The organism is Pseudomonas sp. PME37.24/025, assembly GCF_055556615.1.
The window spans coordinates 681,836-699,033 of record NZ_JBVHNK010000001.1; the positions used below are offsets into that span (position 1 = coordinate 681,836).

12 protein-coding genes are annotated in these 17,198 nt (G+C 60.0%); 5 read left to right on the top strand and 7 right to left on the bottom strand.

The window, feature by feature from the left end:
- Window positions 1-170 precede the first annotated feature (170 nt).
- The 6 genes from ACZ3HH_RS03060 to ACZ3HH_RS03085 form a co-directional block, all read right to left on the bottom strand.
- Window positions 171-1,373, bottom strand: coding sequence for an EmrA/EmrK family multidrug efflux transporter periplasmic adaptor subunit (locus tag ACZ3HH_RS03060; protein ID WP_465802690.1), 1,203 nt, complete (start codon window positions 1,371-1,373; stop codon window positions 171-173).
- Between the two features lie 15 nt (window positions 1,374-1,388).
- Window positions 1,389-2,858 carry an efflux transporter outer membrane subunit gene (locus tag ACZ3HH_RS03065; protein ID WP_465802691.1) on the bottom strand — a complete coding sequence of 490 codons (1,470 nt, stop codon included), beginning with the start codon at window positions 2,856-2,858 and terminating at the stop codon, window positions 1,389-1,391.
- Window positions 2,848-3,327: a MarR family winged helix-turn-helix transcriptional regulator gene (locus ACZ3HH_RS03070; protein WP_123358313.1), complete on the bottom strand. Its 480-nt coding sequence runs from the start codon at window positions 3,325-3,327 to the stop codon at window positions 2,848-2,850. Before ACZ3HH_RS03070 ends, ACZ3HH_RS03065 begins: the two co-directional genes overlap by 11 nt.
- 239 nt (window positions 3,328-3,566) lie before the next feature.
- Window positions 3,567-7,241, bottom strand: coding sequence for a translocation/assembly module TamB domain-containing protein (locus ACZ3HH_RS03075; protein ID WP_465802692.1), 3,675 nt, complete (start codon window positions 7,239-7,241; stop codon window positions 3,567-3,569).
- Window positions 7,238-8,965, bottom strand: a complete 1,728-nt coding sequence (locus ACZ3HH_RS03080) for an autotransporter assembly complex protein TamA (RefSeq protein WP_465802693.1) — start codon at window positions 8,963-8,965, stop codon at window positions 7,238-7,240. The genes ACZ3HH_RS03075 and ACZ3HH_RS03080 overlap by 4 nt, the downstream gene beginning before the upstream one ends.
- A gap of 64 nt (window positions 8,966-9,029) precedes the next feature.
- On the bottom strand, window positions 9,030-9,680 hold the full coding sequence (locus ACZ3HH_RS03085) for a GNAT family N-acetyltransferase (protein WP_123358310.1): 651 nt from the start codon (window positions 9,678-9,680) through the stop codon (window positions 9,030-9,032).
- A gap of 429 nt (window positions 9,681-10,109) precedes the next feature.
- On the opposite strand from ACZ3HH_RS03085, the gene xthA reads away from it, so the two are divergent.
- The gene (xthA, locus tag ACZ3HH_RS03090; RefSeq protein WP_447792877.1) at window positions 10,110-10,922 is read left to right on the top strand and encodes an exodeoxyribonuclease III; all 813 of its coding nucleotides are present in this window, start codon (window positions 10,110-10,112) and stop codon (window positions 10,920-10,922) included.
- 203 nt (window positions 10,923-11,125) lie between these two features.
- A complete protein-coding gene (locus tag ACZ3HH_RS03095; protein ID WP_465802694.1) occupies window positions 11,126-12,466 on the top strand; it encodes a substrate-binding domain-containing protein in 1,341 nt (446 codons plus the stop codon).
- 278 nt (window positions 12,467-12,744) lie between these two features.
- On the opposite strand, the gene ACZ3HH_RS03100 is transcribed toward ACZ3HH_RS03095, so the two are convergent.
- Window positions 12,745-13,974, bottom strand: coding sequence for an acyl-CoA dehydrogenase (locus ACZ3HH_RS03100; RefSeq protein ID WP_095053146.1), 1,230 nt, complete (start codon window positions 13,972-13,974; stop codon window positions 12,745-12,747).
- 169 nt (window positions 13,975-14,143) lie between these two features.
- Between ACZ3HH_RS03100 and ACZ3HH_RS03105 the strand changes: the two genes are divergently transcribed.
- The 3 genes from ACZ3HH_RS03105 (at window position 14,144) to ACZ3HH_RS03115 (ending at window position 16,641) form a co-directional block, all read left to right on the top strand.
- Window positions 14,144-15,073 carry a LysR family transcriptional regulator gene (locus ACZ3HH_RS03105; protein WP_030130891.1) on the top strand — a complete coding sequence of 310 codons (930 nt, stop codon included), beginning with the start codon at window positions 14,144-14,146 and terminating at the stop codon, window positions 15,071-15,073.
- A gap of 206 nt (window positions 15,074-15,279) precedes the next feature.
- Entirely contained in the window at window positions 15,280-15,681 is a 402-nt protein-coding gene (locus ACZ3HH_RS03110) for a MerR family transcriptional regulator (RefSeq protein ID WP_008068244.1), read from the top strand.
- A gap of 60 nt (window positions 15,682-15,741) precedes the next feature.
- Window positions 15,742-16,641, top strand: a complete 900-nt coding sequence (locus tag ACZ3HH_RS03115; protein WP_465802695.1) for a hydroxymethylglutaryl-CoA lyase — start codon at window positions 15,742-15,744, stop codon at window positions 16,639-16,641.
- The last annotated feature ends 557 nt before the right edge of the window (window positions 16,642-17,198 follow it).

Genomic DNA, 17,198 nt, shown 5'->3' on the forward strand with positions numbered 1-17,198 from the left:
GATTGGCGCAGCGCCTGTTACTGACGCAGCTGACCTTGTGGGAGCGAGCCTTTGTGGCGAGGGAGCTTGCTCCCGCTCGGCTGCGCAGCAGTCGCAAAGCTTTTGGGGTCGCTTCGCGACCCAGCGGGAGCAAGCTCCCTCGCCACAAAGGCTCGCTCCCAGGGTCGGTGTCAGCGTTGAACGGTTTTACTGACCGCGGCGCTGTTGTCGTGGATCAGCTGGGTGATCATCGCGTCGGCCTCGGCCAACTGACGGTCGTAGATGCCGGTGCTGAACGACGCCTTTTGCGGCGGCTGTTGCGCCAGCACCGGGCCGCTCTGGTCGCGCAGGTCCACATCGACCTGAGTCGACAGGCCGACCCGCAATGGGTGCTTGGCCAGCTCTTCGGCATTGATGTGAATCCGCACCGGCACCCGCTGGACGATCTTGATCCAGTTACCGGTGGCGTTCTGCGCCGGCAGCAATGCAAATGCGCTGCCAGTCCCGGCGCCGAGGCTGTCGATGGTGCCGCTGTATTTGACGTCGCTGCCGTAGAGGTCGGCCTCGATGTCTACCGGCTGACCGATGCGCATGTCACGCAGTTGGGTTTCCTTGAAGTTGGCGTCGATCCACAGCTGATCCAGCGGGATCACCGCCATCAGCGCCGTGCCCGGCTGAACTCGCTGACCGAGTTGCACAGTGCGTTTGGCGATATAACCGGTGACCGGCGCGATCAACGTGCTGCGGGCATTGTTCAGGTAGGCCTGGCGCAATTGCGCGGCGGCGGACATCACGTCCGGGTGCGACGACACCACGGTGTCATCCACCAGCGCGCTGGTGGTCATGAGCTGTTGTTTGGCATTGGTCAGGGCGTTTTGCGCCGAGGTCAGGTCATCGCGGGCGTGGGACAGCTCTTCCTGAGAGATCGCCCCGCCAGCGGCGAGGTTTTTCCGCCGATTGAAGTTGTCTTGCGCCTTTTGCACCTCGGCCTGCTGTGCATTGACCTGGGCTTTCATGCCGTCGACGTTGCTGTACAAACCGCGCACCTGACGCACGGTGCGGGCCAGATTGGCCTGGGCACTTTGCAAACCGACTTCGGCGTCGTTCGGATCGAAGTTGACCAGCACCTGGCCTTCGTGGACCAGATCGCCATCGTCGGCACCGATGCTGACCACGGTCCCGGTGACCAGCGGGGTGATTTCCACCACGTTGCCGTTCACATAGGCGTCGTCGGTGCTTTCGTTCCAGCGACCGTAAAATTGGTGATAACCCCAGACGCCGAGTCCGGCGAGGATCACCACGATGGTTAGTACAAACAGCATCACTTGGCGTTTGCGTGGATTGCTCGTGTCTTGAGTGTTGTCAGGGGCTTGGGATGTATCGACAGTGGCCATGACGGGTACCTTGAATTAGTTGTGCTGCGTGGCTGGGGTTGCGTTGGCTGCGGTCAGGGTTTCGCCCTGGAAGCCGCCGCCCAGCGCCTGCATCAGTTGAATCGACAAGTCGATCTGCTCGGCATTCAGGTTGGCCAGCTGACGCTGGGCCTGGAGCAATTGCTGCTCGATGCTGAGCACGTCCAGGTAATTACCGATGCCGGAGCCGTAGCGCTGGACCACGGTGTTGTAAGAATCCTGGGCAATGTCGGTGGCGTGCTGCTGGGCGCCGATTTGCCGGCCGATATCGCGCAATTGGTTGAGGGTGTCGCTGACATCGCCCAGGGCTTTCACCAGGCTTTTGTTGTACTGCGCCACCGCGAGGTCGTAGTCGGCGTCGCGGGAATCGAGGTCGGCCCGCAAACGGCCGCCGTCGAAAATCGGCACCGAGATCGTCGGCGCGACGTTAAAGAAGCGACTGGCGGAACCGAACATCGCATCGCCCAGCAACGACTCGACACCCGCCGCCGCGCTCAGGTTGAGGTTGGGGTAGAACTGAGTCTTGCCTGCCGCGATGTTTTTGCTCGCGGCTTCAACCCGCCAGCGTGCCGCCACCAAGTCCGGACGACGACCAAGCAATTCCGCCGGCAGCACCGACGGCAAAGCCACGGCGCTTGCCTGAAGAACTTTCGGTCGGGCAATTTCGTTACCACGATCCGGACCTTTGCCCAGCAGCACGGCCAAGGCGATTTTCGCGCTTTGCAGGCGTTTCTCGGCGTCGATCAGGCTGGCTTCGGCGCTGGCTTCCAGGCTTTCGGTCTGCTGGAACTGGTACTGGCTGTCGATCCCCGAGCTCAGGCGACGCTGACTCAGGTCGAGCATTTGTTGGGTGCGCTTGAGGTCTTCGCTGGCCAGGTCATGGATGATGTGCGCCTGCCCCAAATCGCTGTAAGCGCGGGCGACGTCGGCGGACAAGGTCAGTTGCGCAGCCTGCTGATCGACTTCGGCGGCACGGGCCTGGCCCAATGCGGCTTCCCAGGCATCACGCTGACCGCCCCAAAGGTCGAAGTTGTAATTGAAACTCGCACCGAGATTACGCACGGTGGAATAGGTACCGCCCTGCCCGCTCGGGTCCTGATCGCGAGCCAGACGCGAACGGCTGACGCCGGCGCTGGCATCCAGGGTCGGCATCCGCGCGGCGTCGGCGGCATAGGCAGCGGCGCTGGCCTGATGGGCGCGGGCGTCGGCGATTTGCATGTCGGGGCTGTCGTGCAGGGCTTCGCGGATCAGGCCATCGAGTTGCGGATCGCCAAGGCTTTTCCACCAGTCGCTTTTTGGCCACGCGGCGGACGACAGTGTCACGCCGTTGAGGGATTGCCCGGCCTTGAGATTCTTCGCATCGAGGCTGACGCCTTCGGTGGTCAGGCCGCTGTAACTGGCACAACCGGCGAGGCTCATGGCCAACAGCACCAGGCTCAGGCCGCTACGCAGGCTTTTACTGTTCATGGCCACCTACCCGCAGCAGGGTGATCGAGTCACCCGCGGCTACCAGAATTTTCTTCAGGATTTGTTCCAGGGTTTTCAGTTCTTCCGGGGTGATGGCGCCGGCCAGTTCATTCATGGCGTCGGCGCCGATCTGCGGCAACTGGTCGGTCAGCTGCTGGCCCTGTTCGGTCAGCACCAACTGAACCTGACGCCGGTCAGCCTCGGAGCGTTGGCGGGCGAGGAAACCTTTCTGTTCCAGACGATCGAGCATGCGGGTCATCGAACCGCTGTCCAGCGACAGGTGACGGCACAGCTCGGCCGGGGTATCGACGCCGAACTGGGCCATGATGATCAGCACTTTGAACTGCGCGGCGGTGATGCCGTGGGGTTCCATGTGCGTGTCGATGATCCGGTCCTTGAGCAGCGCGGCGCGCCCGAGCAAAAGGCCGAGATGGCAATTATGGAAATCGTATGAGGAGAAATGTTTCATCTGACCACCAATTAGCTGCCTAGGCAGAGAATGTATGTCGAGATGTTACTGCCTAGGCAGAGAATGTCAATGCAATAGTTAGGTTGCTTTGTATTTGATTGATAAATGGCGATGGATTCTGCGGTGAACACTCTGACGCCATCGCGGGCAAGCCCGCTCCCACAAGGATCTCGCTGAACCTGTGGGAGCGGGCTTGCCCGCGATTGGGGGCGACGCGGTATCTGGAAGAAAACGCGGGGTTAGAAATCCCGCTTGTAGAAGATGTCCAGCGAACTGGCCACGCCGCTGGCGGCTTCGAGGTAGACCTTTTTGCTCAGTTTGTAGCGCAAGGCGATGGTGTTGGCCGGCTCGAACACCCCGACGCCATAACGCAGGCTGAGTTTTTCCGAGATGTTGCCGCTGGCCACCACGGCGGTGCTGGTGCCGCTGCCTTGGGTATCGAGCTGGAAGTCCTGAATGCCCAAATCCTTGGCCAACCCGCTGGTCACCCCCGAACTGCCCATCAAACCCAACCCGAGCGCGGCCTGGGCGAGCATGTTGTTGTCTTCACCGGTAGTGCTCAGCGGACGCCCCAGCACCAGATAGGACAATGCCTGCTCCTGACTCATCGCCGGTTCGGAAAAGATCTGCGTGGTCGGCTGCTCGGCACTGCCGCTCAAGCGAATGCCGGCGATCACGTCGTCGGTCTGGCGAATCGCTTCGATGTCCAGGTACGGCTGATCGATGGGACCTGCAAACAGCAGCCGCGCCCGGCGCACAGTCAGCCGCTGACCGTAGGCGCGATAACGCCCGTCGTTGAGCCAGAGCTCGCCTCGGGTGTCCATGTTGTCACCGATGTGCACATGACCTTGCAGGTTGGCGGTCAGGCCAAACCCGGTAAAACTCAGTTTCTCTTCCCCCACCACCACATCGATGTCCATCGCCATGGCCATCGGCGGTTTGCCCTCTTCAGTCTGCTGACCGACGATCACCGTGTCATCCGAGACCTTGACCGTGGACGGCGGCAGCTCCCGCACGGTGATTTCACCCTTGGGCACCAGCACTTTGCCGACGATTGCCAGTCTGTCGTCCTTCATGGAGATCTTCAGGTCCGGCGCGACTTCCAGCGCGGCGTAGGGTTCGACAGTGACCGGTAAGTGCGAGCCCTTGAGCGCCAGATCCACGACCAGCGCCTGACCCCAGGCGATGTTGCCATTGAGACTGCCCTGCCCGCTCTTGCCGCTTTTCCAACCGCCGTTCAGTTGCACGGTTTCGCCGGCAATCACGGCTTGAAGTTGCAAGGCTTCGAGCGCCATCGGCAGTTCAGGCCCGGAGATTTCACCGTCGCGCAGCTCAAGGTTGCCATTGACCAGCGGCGCCAGCAGTCCGCCGGACAATGTGCCGCTGCCGCTCAAATGCCCGGTGAGTTTCTCGACCATCGGCACAAACGGCCGCGCCACCGACAAGTCCAGACCACTGAGGCGGAATGAACCGGTCAGCGGTTTGTTCTTCGGCAGCGGGTTGATCTGCGCCTGAACCATCAGTTCACCGAGTTTGCCGCCGACGAAGTTGAGGTCGGTGTCGATGCGTTTTGGCGTGAGTTTGCTGGTGAGTTTCAGGGTCTGGTACGGGAAATCCAGCCATTGCTCCTTCTCACGCATACGCAAGGTGCCGCCACTGGCGTCGATGCTGATCTGGCCGTTCGGGCCGCTGGCCGGCAAGTCCAGTTGCAGGTCGGCATTGAGCTTGCCCTGCCAGGCAAAATCCTTCGGCAACCATTGCGCGAGGCTGTCAATGGGGAACTGCTTGAGGTGATAACGCAGCTTCGGCTCGGGCATCAAGCGCTGGTCTTCGCCGCACAGGCTGGCCGGGCCGGACATCCAGCAATGGGCGCCGAAGTTGATTTTGCCGTCCTCCAGTCGCTCGAGCTTCGCCGGATTTTGCAGCTTCCAGTCCTGACCGCCCGCCTGGATATCGCCACTGGCCAGACGCCCGCGCCAATTGCCCTTGTCCAGCGTGCCGTCGAGACCGAGCGCCAGTTTCAGCTTCGGTCCTTGCAGGTCGAGGGCGAGTTTCTGATTTTTGATGTCGCCCTGACCGCTGGCGGTCAACGTGCCCAGTGACGTGTCGCCGGTCTGAATGCCGCTGCCCTTGAGGTCGATCTTCGCCCGCTGGGCGCTGTCGAGGGTGGCGTCCAGATTGAGGCTTTGCAGGCGATTGTCTTCGAAGGCCAGTTGCGTGCCTTGTAGGCCGACCTTGCCTTGTGGCGCCTTGAGCGTGCCGGCGACATCGACCCGGCCATTGAGCTGCCCGCGCAGTTGCGGCCAGAGCTGGGCCAGACGCGGCATCTTGATGTCGATCCGGCCGGCGAGTTTCTGTTGCAGGCTGCCCTGGCCATTGATGCTGTTGTCACCGAGTCGAATCTGCAACGCGCTGAGGTTCCATTGCTCGCCGCCGCCATCGGCCTTGGCTTGCAACACCGCCGGTTGCCCACGCAGCTTGCCTTTCAAGTCCAGGTCGGCGGTCAGGCTGAGCGTTTCGTTCTTCATCTCGCCTTTGCTGCGCAATGGCCCAGCCAAGGTGCCCGGCAACTCCGCGAGCCAGTACGCCGGGTTGATTGCCGAGAGGTCCAGCGCCGTATCCCAGGCGATACCGTCGGCAAACTGCAGGTTCAGGTGCCCTTCGGCCTTGCCCTGCCCGGCTTCGAGTTTGAATTGCGGCAGGTGGATTTTGGTCAGATCGCCACTGAACGGGCTGTTCAGGCTGAACGCCCCGGCCGGGCCATCCAGTGCGGCTTTGAAGTTACCGATGTAATTGCCGTCGGTGTAGGAGACTTCACCGTTGAAGCTGCGCAGCGCCACTTGCGGCTCGTCGATCAGCGGATAGAGACGGTGCCACGGGAAATCCAGCCAGTCGATTTTTGCATCAAAACTCAGGCCTTTGCTCCAGTCCACAAGCCCTGTGAGCTTGAGGCTTTGTTTGTCGTTGGCCGTCAGGTCGAGGCCGGCGATCTGCGCGCCCTTGGCGTCGACCTTGCCTTGCAGCAACAGCGCAACCGGGCCAAGTTCTGCAGGCAGCGTGGCTTTGCCGAGCAACTGGTAACCGTTTTTCAGGTCGCCGTTGCCGGTGAGTTCCAGTTGATTGAGTTGCAAGGTATCCGGTAGATCGGCGCTGGCCTTGAAGCCGTCGGCGGTGATCCGCACTTTGGCCGGCAGGTTTTCCACCAGCGGTTGCAGCTCGCCAGTGAGTTGGCCGTTCAGGTAGCCGCTGCTGTCGGCTTTCAAGTTCAGGGTTTTCAGCAAATCACCGTCGACCTTCAGGGCCAGTGCCCATGGCTCGGTACCCGGCGACGGCAAGGTCAGTTTGCCTTCAGCGGTCAGCGGCCAGTTACCGCTCGGTTGCAACAGGCCGGACAGGTTCAGGCTCAGTTCATCACGCTGCAAGTGCACCGAGTCGATCTGCAAACCCTTCTCGGTCCAGTGCGCCGCCAGTTGCAGCCCCTTGAGTTCTTCACTGCCGTTGAACAGCAGGCGGCCGATTTTGACGTCGCCCAATTCAATGGCCAGCGGCAATTTCAAGTCCGGCAGACTGATCGGGCCGCTGCTTTGCTCTTCCACGCCCGGCGGGAATTGCAGGCTGACCTGCTCGGCCTGCAATTGCTCGATGCACAGCGTCATGCGCGTCAGGCACAGCGGCGACCAGGCGAAAATCGCTTTGTTCAGCTCAACCCGGCTGCTGTCTTGCTGCCACACCAGATGATCGGCGCTCCACTGCCCGCCCAAACGGCCCTGGAAATTCTCCACGGTCAACCCCGGCACAAAGCCGAGCGCCCAGCGACTGCCCGTCGGAGTGCCCAGCACGGTGACCAGTGTCAGCACGATCAGCATCAGCAGCGCCGGAATCGCCAGCAGCGTTATTTTCAAACCACGCTTCACAGCTCAGGCCCCATGGAAAAGTGCAGTCGAATGCCGCCGTCGTCGTCCATCGCGTGAGCCAGGTCGAGGCGAATCGGCCCCACCGGCGAAACCCAGCGTACGCCGATACCGACACCCGTCTTCAGGTTCGGCAGTTCGAGTGTGTTGAAGGAGTTGCCCTGGTCGATGAAGGTAGCGACCCGCCATTTTTCGGCGATGGAGTATTGATACTCGACGCTGCCGGCCACCATGTAGCGGCCACCGATACGGTCGCCATCGGAGTTTTCCGGGGACAGGCTCTGGTAATCGTAACCGCGCACGCTCTGATCGCCACCGGCAAAGAAGCGCAAGGACGGCGGCACCGATTTGTAGCCGTTGGTGGCGCTGCCGCCGACCTGCACCCGACCGAGCAAGCGGTGTTTGTCGAAGACCGTGGTCAGGCCTTTGACCAGCGCCGTACCGTAGACCAGGTTGGTGTCCGAACCCAATCCTTCCTTGGCGACTTTGGTTTCGAATTGCAGGCGATAGCCGTTGTGCGGATCGATGCGGTTGTCGCTTTTCAGGTACGAATAGCTCACGCCGGGCATCAGCAAGTTACTGAGCCCCGAATCGTCACCGAGTTGGTATTCCTCCCGTTGCCACTTGAGCGACACCACCCGCTGCCAGCCGCTGGGCAGCTTGCTGTGCCACTCGGGGCCGAGGGTCAGCAGTTTGCTGAGGGTGTCGGTGCCAGCGATTTCTTCATATTGATAACCACCGGCGAAGCGCAGTTTGTCGGTCAATGGTGGGTCCAGCGGAACGTCGTAAAACAGCCCGACGTTCTGCCGTGGCGCCGAAATCTCGGCCTCCCAGCCATAGCTGTGCCCCTGAGGATTCACCCAATGGCGGGTCCAGTTGGCTTTGACCCGTGGACCGACGTCGGTGGAAAAGCCCAGACCGAGCCCCATGGTCCGTGGCTTGCGGGTTTCCAGTTTGACCGCCACCGGGATCACGTCGTCCTTGGACGCGGTCGGCGCCGCGTCCACGCGCACGCCCTCGAAATAGCCGCTCGATTGCAGCGCCTGATTGAGTTCGGCGATCAGTTCGGAGTCATAGGGCGCACCAGCCTTGAACGGCACCATGCGTTGCAGCAGGTCTTCGTCGAACGGCGTGTCGCCTTCAAAACTGACTTTGCCCAGCGCATAACGTGGGCCGCTGTCGTAGATCAATTCGATGTCGGCGACGCCGGCACGCGGGTCCACCAAGAGTTTCTGGCGGGTGAAGCGCCCACTGAAAAAGCCATAGCGCGAGGCCTGGTTCTGGATCAGCCGCTTGGCGTCTTCGTAACGGCCATGGTTAAGCACTGCGCCGGGTTTCAGCAGGTCGCTTTTCGGTACACGAAAGGATTTGAACGAGGCCGCCGGGCCGTCGATGCGCACCGTGACGTTGCGCAAATGGATCGGCTCGCCGGGGTCGATATTCAGCACCAGGCGCGGCGTCTTGCCGCCCTTCACGTCACTTTCAATCTGTGGCTGGTAATAGCCCAAGGCCTGGGCAGCCTTGCGCGCCTGCTCTTCGGCGCCGCGACTGAAGCGTTGCAAGGCTTCTTCATCGCGATCGCCGAGGCTACCGATATAGCCTTCTATATTGGCCTTCAGTTCATCGTTGGACGGTTTGATCCGCACATCCAATTCACTTTGCGCCAGCGCCGCGCAGCTGGAAATCAGTATCAACACGCCGCTGGTAAATCTTCCGGAAAACTTCATAGCGCGGATGCTATCACGAGCCTGGGGGCCTGATAGAGCCTGACCTGCCGCGAAAGTTCTACTGTTATGCCGTTGCCGTTTGTAACACCTGCGGGTTGGCGTGGAAAAATACGTGCTCTCGAATCGGTCCTACGGCCACTTCACCGATTTCCTCGTAGCCCTGACGCTTATAGAACTCCAGATAACGAGGATTCCCGGTGTCGAGGATCACGCCCTGTGAGTGCTCATCGACCGCGCACCAGTTATGGACCGCTTGCAGCAGTTGCTCGCCGAAGTGCTTGCCCTGGAATTGCGGATGAACCCCCAGCAATGGCAAAACATGCACGGAGTCGGACGGCACGCAGGCCATTACGGCGGCGTGGTAATCGAGGTAGCGTCGGGTGCAACGAAAACCGGTGCTGAGCACCATCCGCAGGCGCCAGGCCCAACTTTCGGTAATGCCCAGGCGACGTTGCGGCGGTGCAATCAGAGCGATGCCGATCAAGCGATCATTCACCAGCAGGCCGATGGCCGGCAAATCCTGCAAAAAGTGCTGTTTGACCAGTTCGCGCACCGTCGCCCGTACCCGTTGTTCATAACCAGGGCGTTCGGCTTCGAACAGGTAGCCGAACGTCGGCTCGTGCCGGTACGCCTGGTACAACAGGGAGCGTGCTTCGCGGGAGTAGCCGCTGTCGAGCATGTGAATATCGGCGATGACGGTCGAGGTTTCGGGCATAACGGCAGATCTCCCCTGGGCGCGGCTCAGAAGGCCACGTTCTTATTGGTACGAGCCTTTGGGTGGCTTCACAGTTCCCCAGACAAGGTATAGACCACGCCAGGATCTTCATCGACTGGGCTGACGCCTTCGCGGGCAAGCCTCGCTCCCACAGTATCCATGGCGTTCACAGATTTTGTGTACACCACGGACACTGTGGGAGCGGGCTTGCCCGCGAAGAGGCCCGATCTGCTAGCACATCTCTCCCACAGTTTCAGTGGCGTTCGCAGACTTTGTGTACGCCACGGACACTGTGGGAGCGTGGCTTGCCCGCGAAGAGGCCCGATCTGCCAACACATCTCTGACAGAACACGACGAATCCCCTCACCCCAAGGCTGGCCCCATTCCTACATGTCAGCTAGCATCGCACTTTTGCCAGGACTGCCGACCATGAAGATCGTCTCCTTCAACATCAACGGGCTGCGCGCTCGCCCGCATCAGCTGGCGGCGCTGATTGAGAAACATCAACCGGACGTGATCGGGTTGCAGGAAACCAAGGTCCACGATGATCAGTTCCCCCTGGCTGAGGTCCAAGCGCTGGGTTATCACGTGTATTTCCATGGGCAAAAAGGTCACTACGGCGTCGCCCTGCTGTCGCGTCAGGAGCCGATTGCGCTGTACAAAGGCTTCGTCACCGATGAAGAAGACGCTCAGCGGCGCTTCATCTGGGGCACTTTCGCCGACGCCAATGGCGTGCCGGTGACCATCATGAACGGCTATTTCCCACAGGGTGAAAGCCGCGATCACCCCACCAAATTCCCGGCCAAAGAACGTTTCTACAGCGATTTGCAGCAATTGCTGGAAAGCCAGTTCAGCAACGACCAGCCGATTGTGGTGATGGGCGATGTGAATATTTCCCCGGAAGACTGCGACATCGGCATCGGCCCGGACAACATGAAACGCTGGCTGAAAACCGGCAAATGCAGCTTCCTGCCCGAAGAACGCGAATGGATGGCCCGCCTGAAGAATTGGGGTCTGGTCGACAGTTTCCGTCACTTGAACCCGGATGTTGCCGACCGTTTCAGCTGGTTCGACTACCGCAGCCGCGGCTTTGAAGATGAGCCCAAGCGCGGGCTGCGGATTGACTTGATCATGGCGTCCCATGGGTTGTTGCCGCGAGTGAAGGATGCCGGCGTGGATTACGATCTGCGCGGGATGGAAAAACCTTCCGATCATGCGCCGATCTGGCTTGAGTTGAGCTGATCCTAAAAATCTGCACAAAGCTAATGCGGGAGCGGCGGTGCGACGATTCGACTTGCTCGCGAAGGCGGTGGGTCAGTCGACATCAATGTTGAATATCGACCGCCTTCGCGAGCAAGCCCGCTCCCACACTTGGTAACTGTCATCGTTCAGAAACCTTACTGACTTATTCTCCCGGCACTTTCCCAGGCTTATCAGGTGCCGGCATGACGCTGCGCGTGTTGTTTCTGTCGATGCTCGCCGCCCTGCTGCCGTTAACGGTATCGGCCGGCGACTTGCCGACACCCGAACGTGGCCCGGTGCTGCGCATCCAGGGCTCCAACACCATTGGTGCGGCATTAAGCCCGGCGCTGGTCGAGGGATTGATGCGTGAACAGGGCCTGCTCAAGGTTCATCGCGAAGCCCCGGACAAAGCCAACGAACAACGCATCGTCGGCGAAACCGTTCAGGGGCGTCGAGTCGAAGTGGAGGTCGCGGCCCACGGTTCCAGCACAGGGTTCAAAGCCCTGAAAATCGCCTCCGCCGATCTCGCGGCCTCCTCGCGCCCGATCAAGGACAGCGAACGGCTGGATCTTGAGCCGCTGGGCGACCTGAAAAGCCCGGTTGCCGAGCAAGTCATCGCCATCGACGGATTGGCAATCATCCTTCATCCGCACAACCCGCTGAAGCAACTCAATACGGTACAACTGGCGCGAATTTTCAGCGGCGAAGCGAAAACCTGGGAAGAACTCGGCGGCACCGGTGGGACGATTCATCTCTATGCGCGGGATGATCAATCGGGCACCTATGACACGTTCAAGGAATTGGTCCTCAGCCCACGTGGGAAAACCCTGAGCGGCAACGCGAAACGCTTCGAATCCAGCGAACAATTGTCCGACGCGGTCAGTCTGGACCCGCAAGGCATTGGCTTCATCGGTTTGCCTTATGTGCGCCAGGCCAAAGCCGTGGCCATTATCGATGGCGACTCCCAGGCCATGCTGCCGCTCAATAGCCTGATCGCGACGGAAGATTACCCGCTGTCCCGCCGACTGTTCTTTTACCTACCGCCGACCGGGAAAAACCCCTGGGCCCAGGCCTTGGTGAAGTTTGCCCAAAGCAGCAAAGGTCAGGCGATCGTTGCGGCCAATGGCTTTATCGCGCAGACCGTTCAGGCCATGGCAGTCACACCGAATGCGCTGATGCCCGAGGGTTATCAGGCACTCAGCCGTCATGCCCAGCGGCTGACGGTGAATTTCCGTTTCGAAGAAGGTAGCGCGACGCTGGACAACAAGGCCCGACAGGACCTGTCGCGGGTGCTCGACTATATAAAGCAGCACGACAAAACCAATCGACAGGTGACGCTGGTAGGGTTTGGCGACGCCAAGAGCGACCCGGCGCGGGCGGACTTGCTGTCGAAACTGCGGGCCATGGCGGTGCGGCGAGAACTGGTGAAAAGTGGCGTGGTGTTTCGCGAGATTCGCGGTTTCGGCGCCGAGATGCCGGTGGCGACCAACAGCGGGGATGAGGGGCGGATCAAGAATCGGCGGGTTGAGGTTTGGGTGTATTGAATCTGATGTTTATGGGCTGAATGGGCCGACGCCATCGCGGGCAAGCCCACTCCCACAGTGTCCGTGTCGTACACAAAATCTGTGAACACCACTGCAACTGAGGGAGCGAGCTTGCCCGCGATGAACGATGACGCGGTGCCTGTCAGTGCCCGCTGCGCGAAACCAGACAACCCGGTACATCTGAAACAACCGGGTTGCCGTATTTCAGGACCGCTTCGCGCCCCAGCGGGACGGTGCGGCGTTCCGACAAGCTCCCTCGCCACAAAAGCCCACCCGTTTTACTGACCGCTACGCATCATCTCTTTAGGCACATATTTGCCGATCTCGAACTTGCCGATCGCCGCGCGGTGCACTTCGTCCGGGCCGTCGGCCAGGCGCAGGGTGCGTTGCATGGCATACATGTAGGCCAGCGGAAAATCGTTGGAAACCCCTGCCCCGCCATGGATCTGGATCGCCCGGTCGATCACCCGCAATGCGACGTTCGGCGCGACGACTTTGATCTGCGCGATTTCGCTCTTCGCCACCTTGTTGCCGACGGTGTCCATCATGTACGCGGCTTTCAACGTCAGCAGTCGCGCCATGTCGATCTCCATCCGCGAGTCGGCGATTTTGTCGATGTTACCGCCCAGGCGCGCCAGGGGTTTGCCGAACGCAGTGCGGTTGACCGCACGTTTGCACATCAGCTCCAACGCACGCTCGGCCATGCCGATTGAACGCATGCAGTGGTGAATCCGGCCTGGGCCGAGGCGACCCTGAGCAATTTCGAAGCCGCGTCCTTCACCCAACAGGACGTTTTCATACGGCACCCGAACGTTCTCGAACAGCACTTCGGCGTGACCGTGAGGCGCGTCGTCATAACCGAACACCGGCAGCGGACGCACAATCTTCACGCCCGGGGCATCCACCGGCACCAGAATCATCGAGTGCTGCGCATGGCGCGGTGCATCCGGATTGCTCAGGCCCATGAAGATCAAAATCTTGCAGCGTGGATCGCAGGCCCCTGAGGTCCACCATTTCTTGCCGTTGATTACCCATTCGTCGCCATCACGCACAGCGCGGGCGGCCATGTTGGTAGCGTCGGACGAGGCCACGTCCGGCTCGGTCATGGCGAACGCCGAGCGGATCTCGCCGCGCAACAGCGGTTCGAGCCAGCGTTGCTTCTGTTCTTCATTGGCGTAACGCACCAGCACTTCCATGTTACCGGTGTCTGGCGCGGAGCAGTTGAACGGTTCAGGGCCCAGCAGCGAGCGGCCCATGATTTCCGCCAATGGCGCATATTCGAGGTTGGTCAGGCCGGCGCCGAGTTCGGATTCAGGCAGAAACAAATTCCACAGGCCTTCAGCTTTGGCCTTGAGTTTGAGTTCCTCCATGATCGCCGTCGGCTGCCAGCGATCGCCCTCGGCGACCTGGCGTTCGAACACCGCTTCAGCGGGATAAACGTAGGTGTCCATGAACGCGGTCACGCGCTCACGCAGTTCTTGCACTTTGGGCGAATAAGCGAAATCCATGGGCAGCTACCTTCTTACTTAAGGGAGGTTGTTCAGGGCATGCAATCGATGCTAGAACAGCGTTGATAATTTACCTAGCCTATTCTCGGCGTGTATTAACATTCATCACCGATATATGATCGACTGATAGAGCCACCTTCCTAAAACAAGAAGCAGAGAGTGCAGCGCAATGAATCTGAGCAAGGTCGACCTCAACCTTTTCATCGTCTTCGACGCGATCTACACCGAAGCCAACCTGACTCGCGCCGGGCAAATTGTCGGCATTACTCAACCGGCAGTCTCGAACGCTCTGGCCCGCCTGCGCGAGACCTTCAACGATCCGCTTTTTGTGCGCACTGCCCAAGGCATGGTGCCGACGCCAATGGCGCAAAACATCATTGGCCCCGTGCGCAATGCCCTCTCCTTGCTGCGCGTGTCGGTGCAGGAAAGCCGCATCTTCAACCCGCTGCAGGCGGTCAAGACCTACCGCATCAGCATGACCGACCTCACCGAAGCGGTGATCCTGCCGCCGCTGTTCCAGCGCCTGCGACGCCTGGCGCCGACGGTGATCATCGAAAGTTTCTTGTCCAAACGGCGTGAGACCACCAAGGAATTGGCCGCCGGGCGTCTCGATTTCGCGGTGGATGCGCCACTCAACACCGACCCGCAGGTGCGTCACGTCAAGTTGATGGAGGACCGTTACGTGTGCGCCATGCGCAAGGGCCATCCACTGGCAGGCAAAGACAAATTCACCCTCGATGATTATCTGTCCCTGACCCACATCCATATCTCCAGCCGTCGCAGCGGTCTGGGCTATGTCGACCTGGCCCTGGGCAAAATGGGCATCCAGCGCAAGATCGCCCTGCGCTCCCAGCATTATCTGATGGCGTCCCAGGTGTTGCAGCAGACGGATATGGTCATGACCGTGCCGGAACGCTTCGCCCGTCGCCATGACTTGTACTCGGTGAACTTGCCGGTCAAAGAAGTTCCGCCGGTGGAAACCCACCTCTACTGGCACGAAAGCACCGACCAGGACCCGGCCAACCGCTGGATGCGCGAGCAGATGATCGAGTTGTGCCAACAGGTCACGGCGCATGAGAAGAAGCTCGATAAGGTGTAGGGCTTTGCACCGCAGCGCCCTCATCGCGAGCAGGCTCGCTCCCACAGGGAATCTCTGTTTTACACAAATGTTGTGTTCACCATAGATCTATTGTGGGAGCGAGCCTGCTCGCGATGAGGCCCGCAAGCACACCGAAGATCCATGCCCCTTGACGTAAACGTCAACCTGCCATTAGCTTAGCGCCATGACCTTTTTCGAGCGCTTCCATGAGCAGCCAGACCTATAGCATTTCCGACCTCGCCCGTGAGCTCGACATCACCACCCGGGCCATTCGCTTCTATGAAGAGCAAGGCCTGCTCAGCCCCGAGCGTCGTGGCCAGGAGCGCATTTATTCGCCCCGTGACAAGGTCAGCCTGAAGCTGATCCTGCGGGGCAAGCGCATTGGTTTTTCCCTGGCTGAATGCCGCGAGCTGATCGAGCTCTATGACCCCTCCAGCGGTAACACCAAGCAACTGCACAGCATGCTGGCGAAAATCGCCGAACGTCGAGAACAACTCGAACAGCAACTGCTGGACATCGAACAGATGAAACTGGAACTCGACACGGCTGAAGAGCGCTGCACCCAGGCGCTGGAGCAAACGATCAAGAGCCAGCAAGCGGTCCAGTAGATCTACACAGTTCCCACAGGGTTTTCCCAGCATTCAGACAATCAGCACAGGTCGATTCCCATGTCCCTACCCACCCACGTACGCCTGGTCGAAGTCGGCCCTCGCGACGGTCTGCAAAACGAAGCCCAGCCCATCAGCATTGCGGACAAGGTGCAACTGGTCGACGCGCTGACCGCCGCAGGCCTTGGCTATATAGAAGTCGGCAGTTTCGTCTCGCCCAAATGGGTGCCGCAAATGGCCGGTTCTGCCGAGGTCTTCGCGCAAATCCAGCGCAAGCCGGGCGTGACCTATGGTGCCCTCGCCCCCAACCTGCGGGGCTTTGAGGACGCCATCGCCGCCGGGGTCAGGGAAGTCGCCGTATTCGCCGCAGCGTCCGAAGCGTTTTCCCAGCGCAACATCAATTGCTCGATCAGCGAGAGCCTGGAGCGCTTCGTGCCGATCATGGACGCCGCCAAACAACACGGCGTCAGTGTGCGCGGTTACGTGTCCTGCGTGCTGGGCTGCCCTTATGAAGGTGACATTGCACCGGAACAAGTCGCCCGAGTCGCTCGCGAGCTCTATGCGATGGGCTGTTACGAGGTTTCGCTGGGAGACACCATCGGCACCGGCACCGCTGGCGCGACCCGCAAGATGTTCGAAGTGGTTTCGGCCGATGTGCCACGTGAAAAACTGGCCGGGCACTTTCACGATACCTACGGCCAGGCCATGGCCAATATCTACGCCAGCCTGCTGGAAGGCATCGCGGTGTTCGACAGCTCCATTGCCGGCCTCGGCGGCTGCCCGTACGCCAAGGGCGCCAGCGGTAATATCGCGACCGAAGACGTGGTTTACCTGCTCAACGGCCTGGGTATCGAGACCGGAATCGACCTGGATGCCTTGATTCGGGCCGGCCAACAGATTTGCGCAGTGCTCGGGCGCCCTACCGGTTCGCGCGTGGCCAAGGCCCGCAGCGCACAGTGACAGTGTGAATGTGTCCAGGTGTTACCGCGTGTTCTGAAACGTGGGCGGAAACGAGTAACACGGAAACAAATTGTCGGGTTCAGGTTGGATGAAAAATCCTACTAAAAACTCAAAGCATTGAATTTAAAGGGTTTTTAAAAGTTGGCACGGCTTCTGCTATCTCTATGGCATAACAAGAATAAAAACTGCAAACCAATAAAAATAAGACGTAACGACTCTGACATAACAAGAACAACACGGCAGAGACGCAGCTAACAGATTTTTTTGGAGAGGATGTGCTTTTCAGGGTGCTTTTCGAAGTAACCCGCAACCGGGCAGAGAACAATAAAACTACCTTCAGGTAGCTCCTGAACTGGTTGGATCGCTTAGCGAAAAAGTAGATCAGCGCTCAAAAAAATACGTTTGCTCTTGATCCCGGATGGGGATCGACAAAAACAGCGGTAAAGGGCCACGGTTGCCAAAAACAACAACAGACCGCCCCTCAATAATAAAAAAAGAGCACGTAACGACAAAATTAAAGGGGAGCTTCGGCTCCCCTTTGTGCTTTCTGTCGTTCA

What these genes read in the sequence shown, in the direction of transcription:
- ACZ3HH_RS03060 (WP_465802690.1), bottom strand. Translation starts at nt 1,373, where the DNA reads ATGGCCACTGTCGATACATCCCAAGCCCCTGACAACACTCAAGACACG.
- ACZ3HH_RS03065 (WP_465802691.1), bottom strand. Translation starts at nt 2,858, where the DNA reads ATGAACAGTAAAAGCCTGCGTAGCGGCCTGAGCCTGGTGCTGTTGGCC.
- ACZ3HH_RS03070 (WP_123358313.1), bottom strand. Translation starts at nt 3,327, where the DNA reads ATGAAACATTTCTCCTCATACGATTTCCATAATTGCCATCTCGGCCTT.
- ACZ3HH_RS03080 (WP_465802693.1), bottom strand. Translation starts at nt 8,965, where the DNA reads ATGAAGTTTTCCGGAAGATTTACCAGCGGCGTGTTGATACTGATTTCC.
- ACZ3HH_RS03085 (WP_123358310.1), bottom strand. Translation starts at nt 9,680, where the DNA reads ATGCCCGAAACCTCGACCGTCATCGCCGATATTCACATGCTCGACAGC.
- xthA (WP_447792877.1), top strand. Translation starts at nt 10,110, where the DNA reads ATGAAGATCGTCTCCTTCAACATCAACGGGCTGCGCGCTCGCCCGCAT.
- ACZ3HH_RS03095 (WP_465802694.1), top strand. Translation starts at nt 11,126, where the DNA reads ATGACGCTGCGCGTGTTGTTTCTGTCGATGCTCGCCGCCCTGCTGCCG.
- ACZ3HH_RS03100 (WP_095053146.1), bottom strand. Translation starts at nt 13,974, where the DNA reads ATGGATTTCGCTTATTCGCCCAAAGTGCAAGAACTGCGTGAGCGCGTG.
- ACZ3HH_RS03105 (WP_030130891.1), top strand. Translation starts at nt 14,144, where the DNA reads ATGAATCTGAGCAAGGTCGACCTCAACCTTTTCATCGTCTTCGACGCG.
- ACZ3HH_RS03110 (WP_008068244.1), top strand. Translation starts at nt 15,280, where the DNA reads ATGAGCAGCCAGACCTATAGCATTTCCGACCTCGCCCGTGAGCTCGAC.
- ACZ3HH_RS03115 (WP_465802695.1), top strand. Translation starts at nt 15,742, where the DNA reads ATGTCCCTACCCACCCACGTACGCCTGGTCGAAGTCGGCCCTCGCGAC.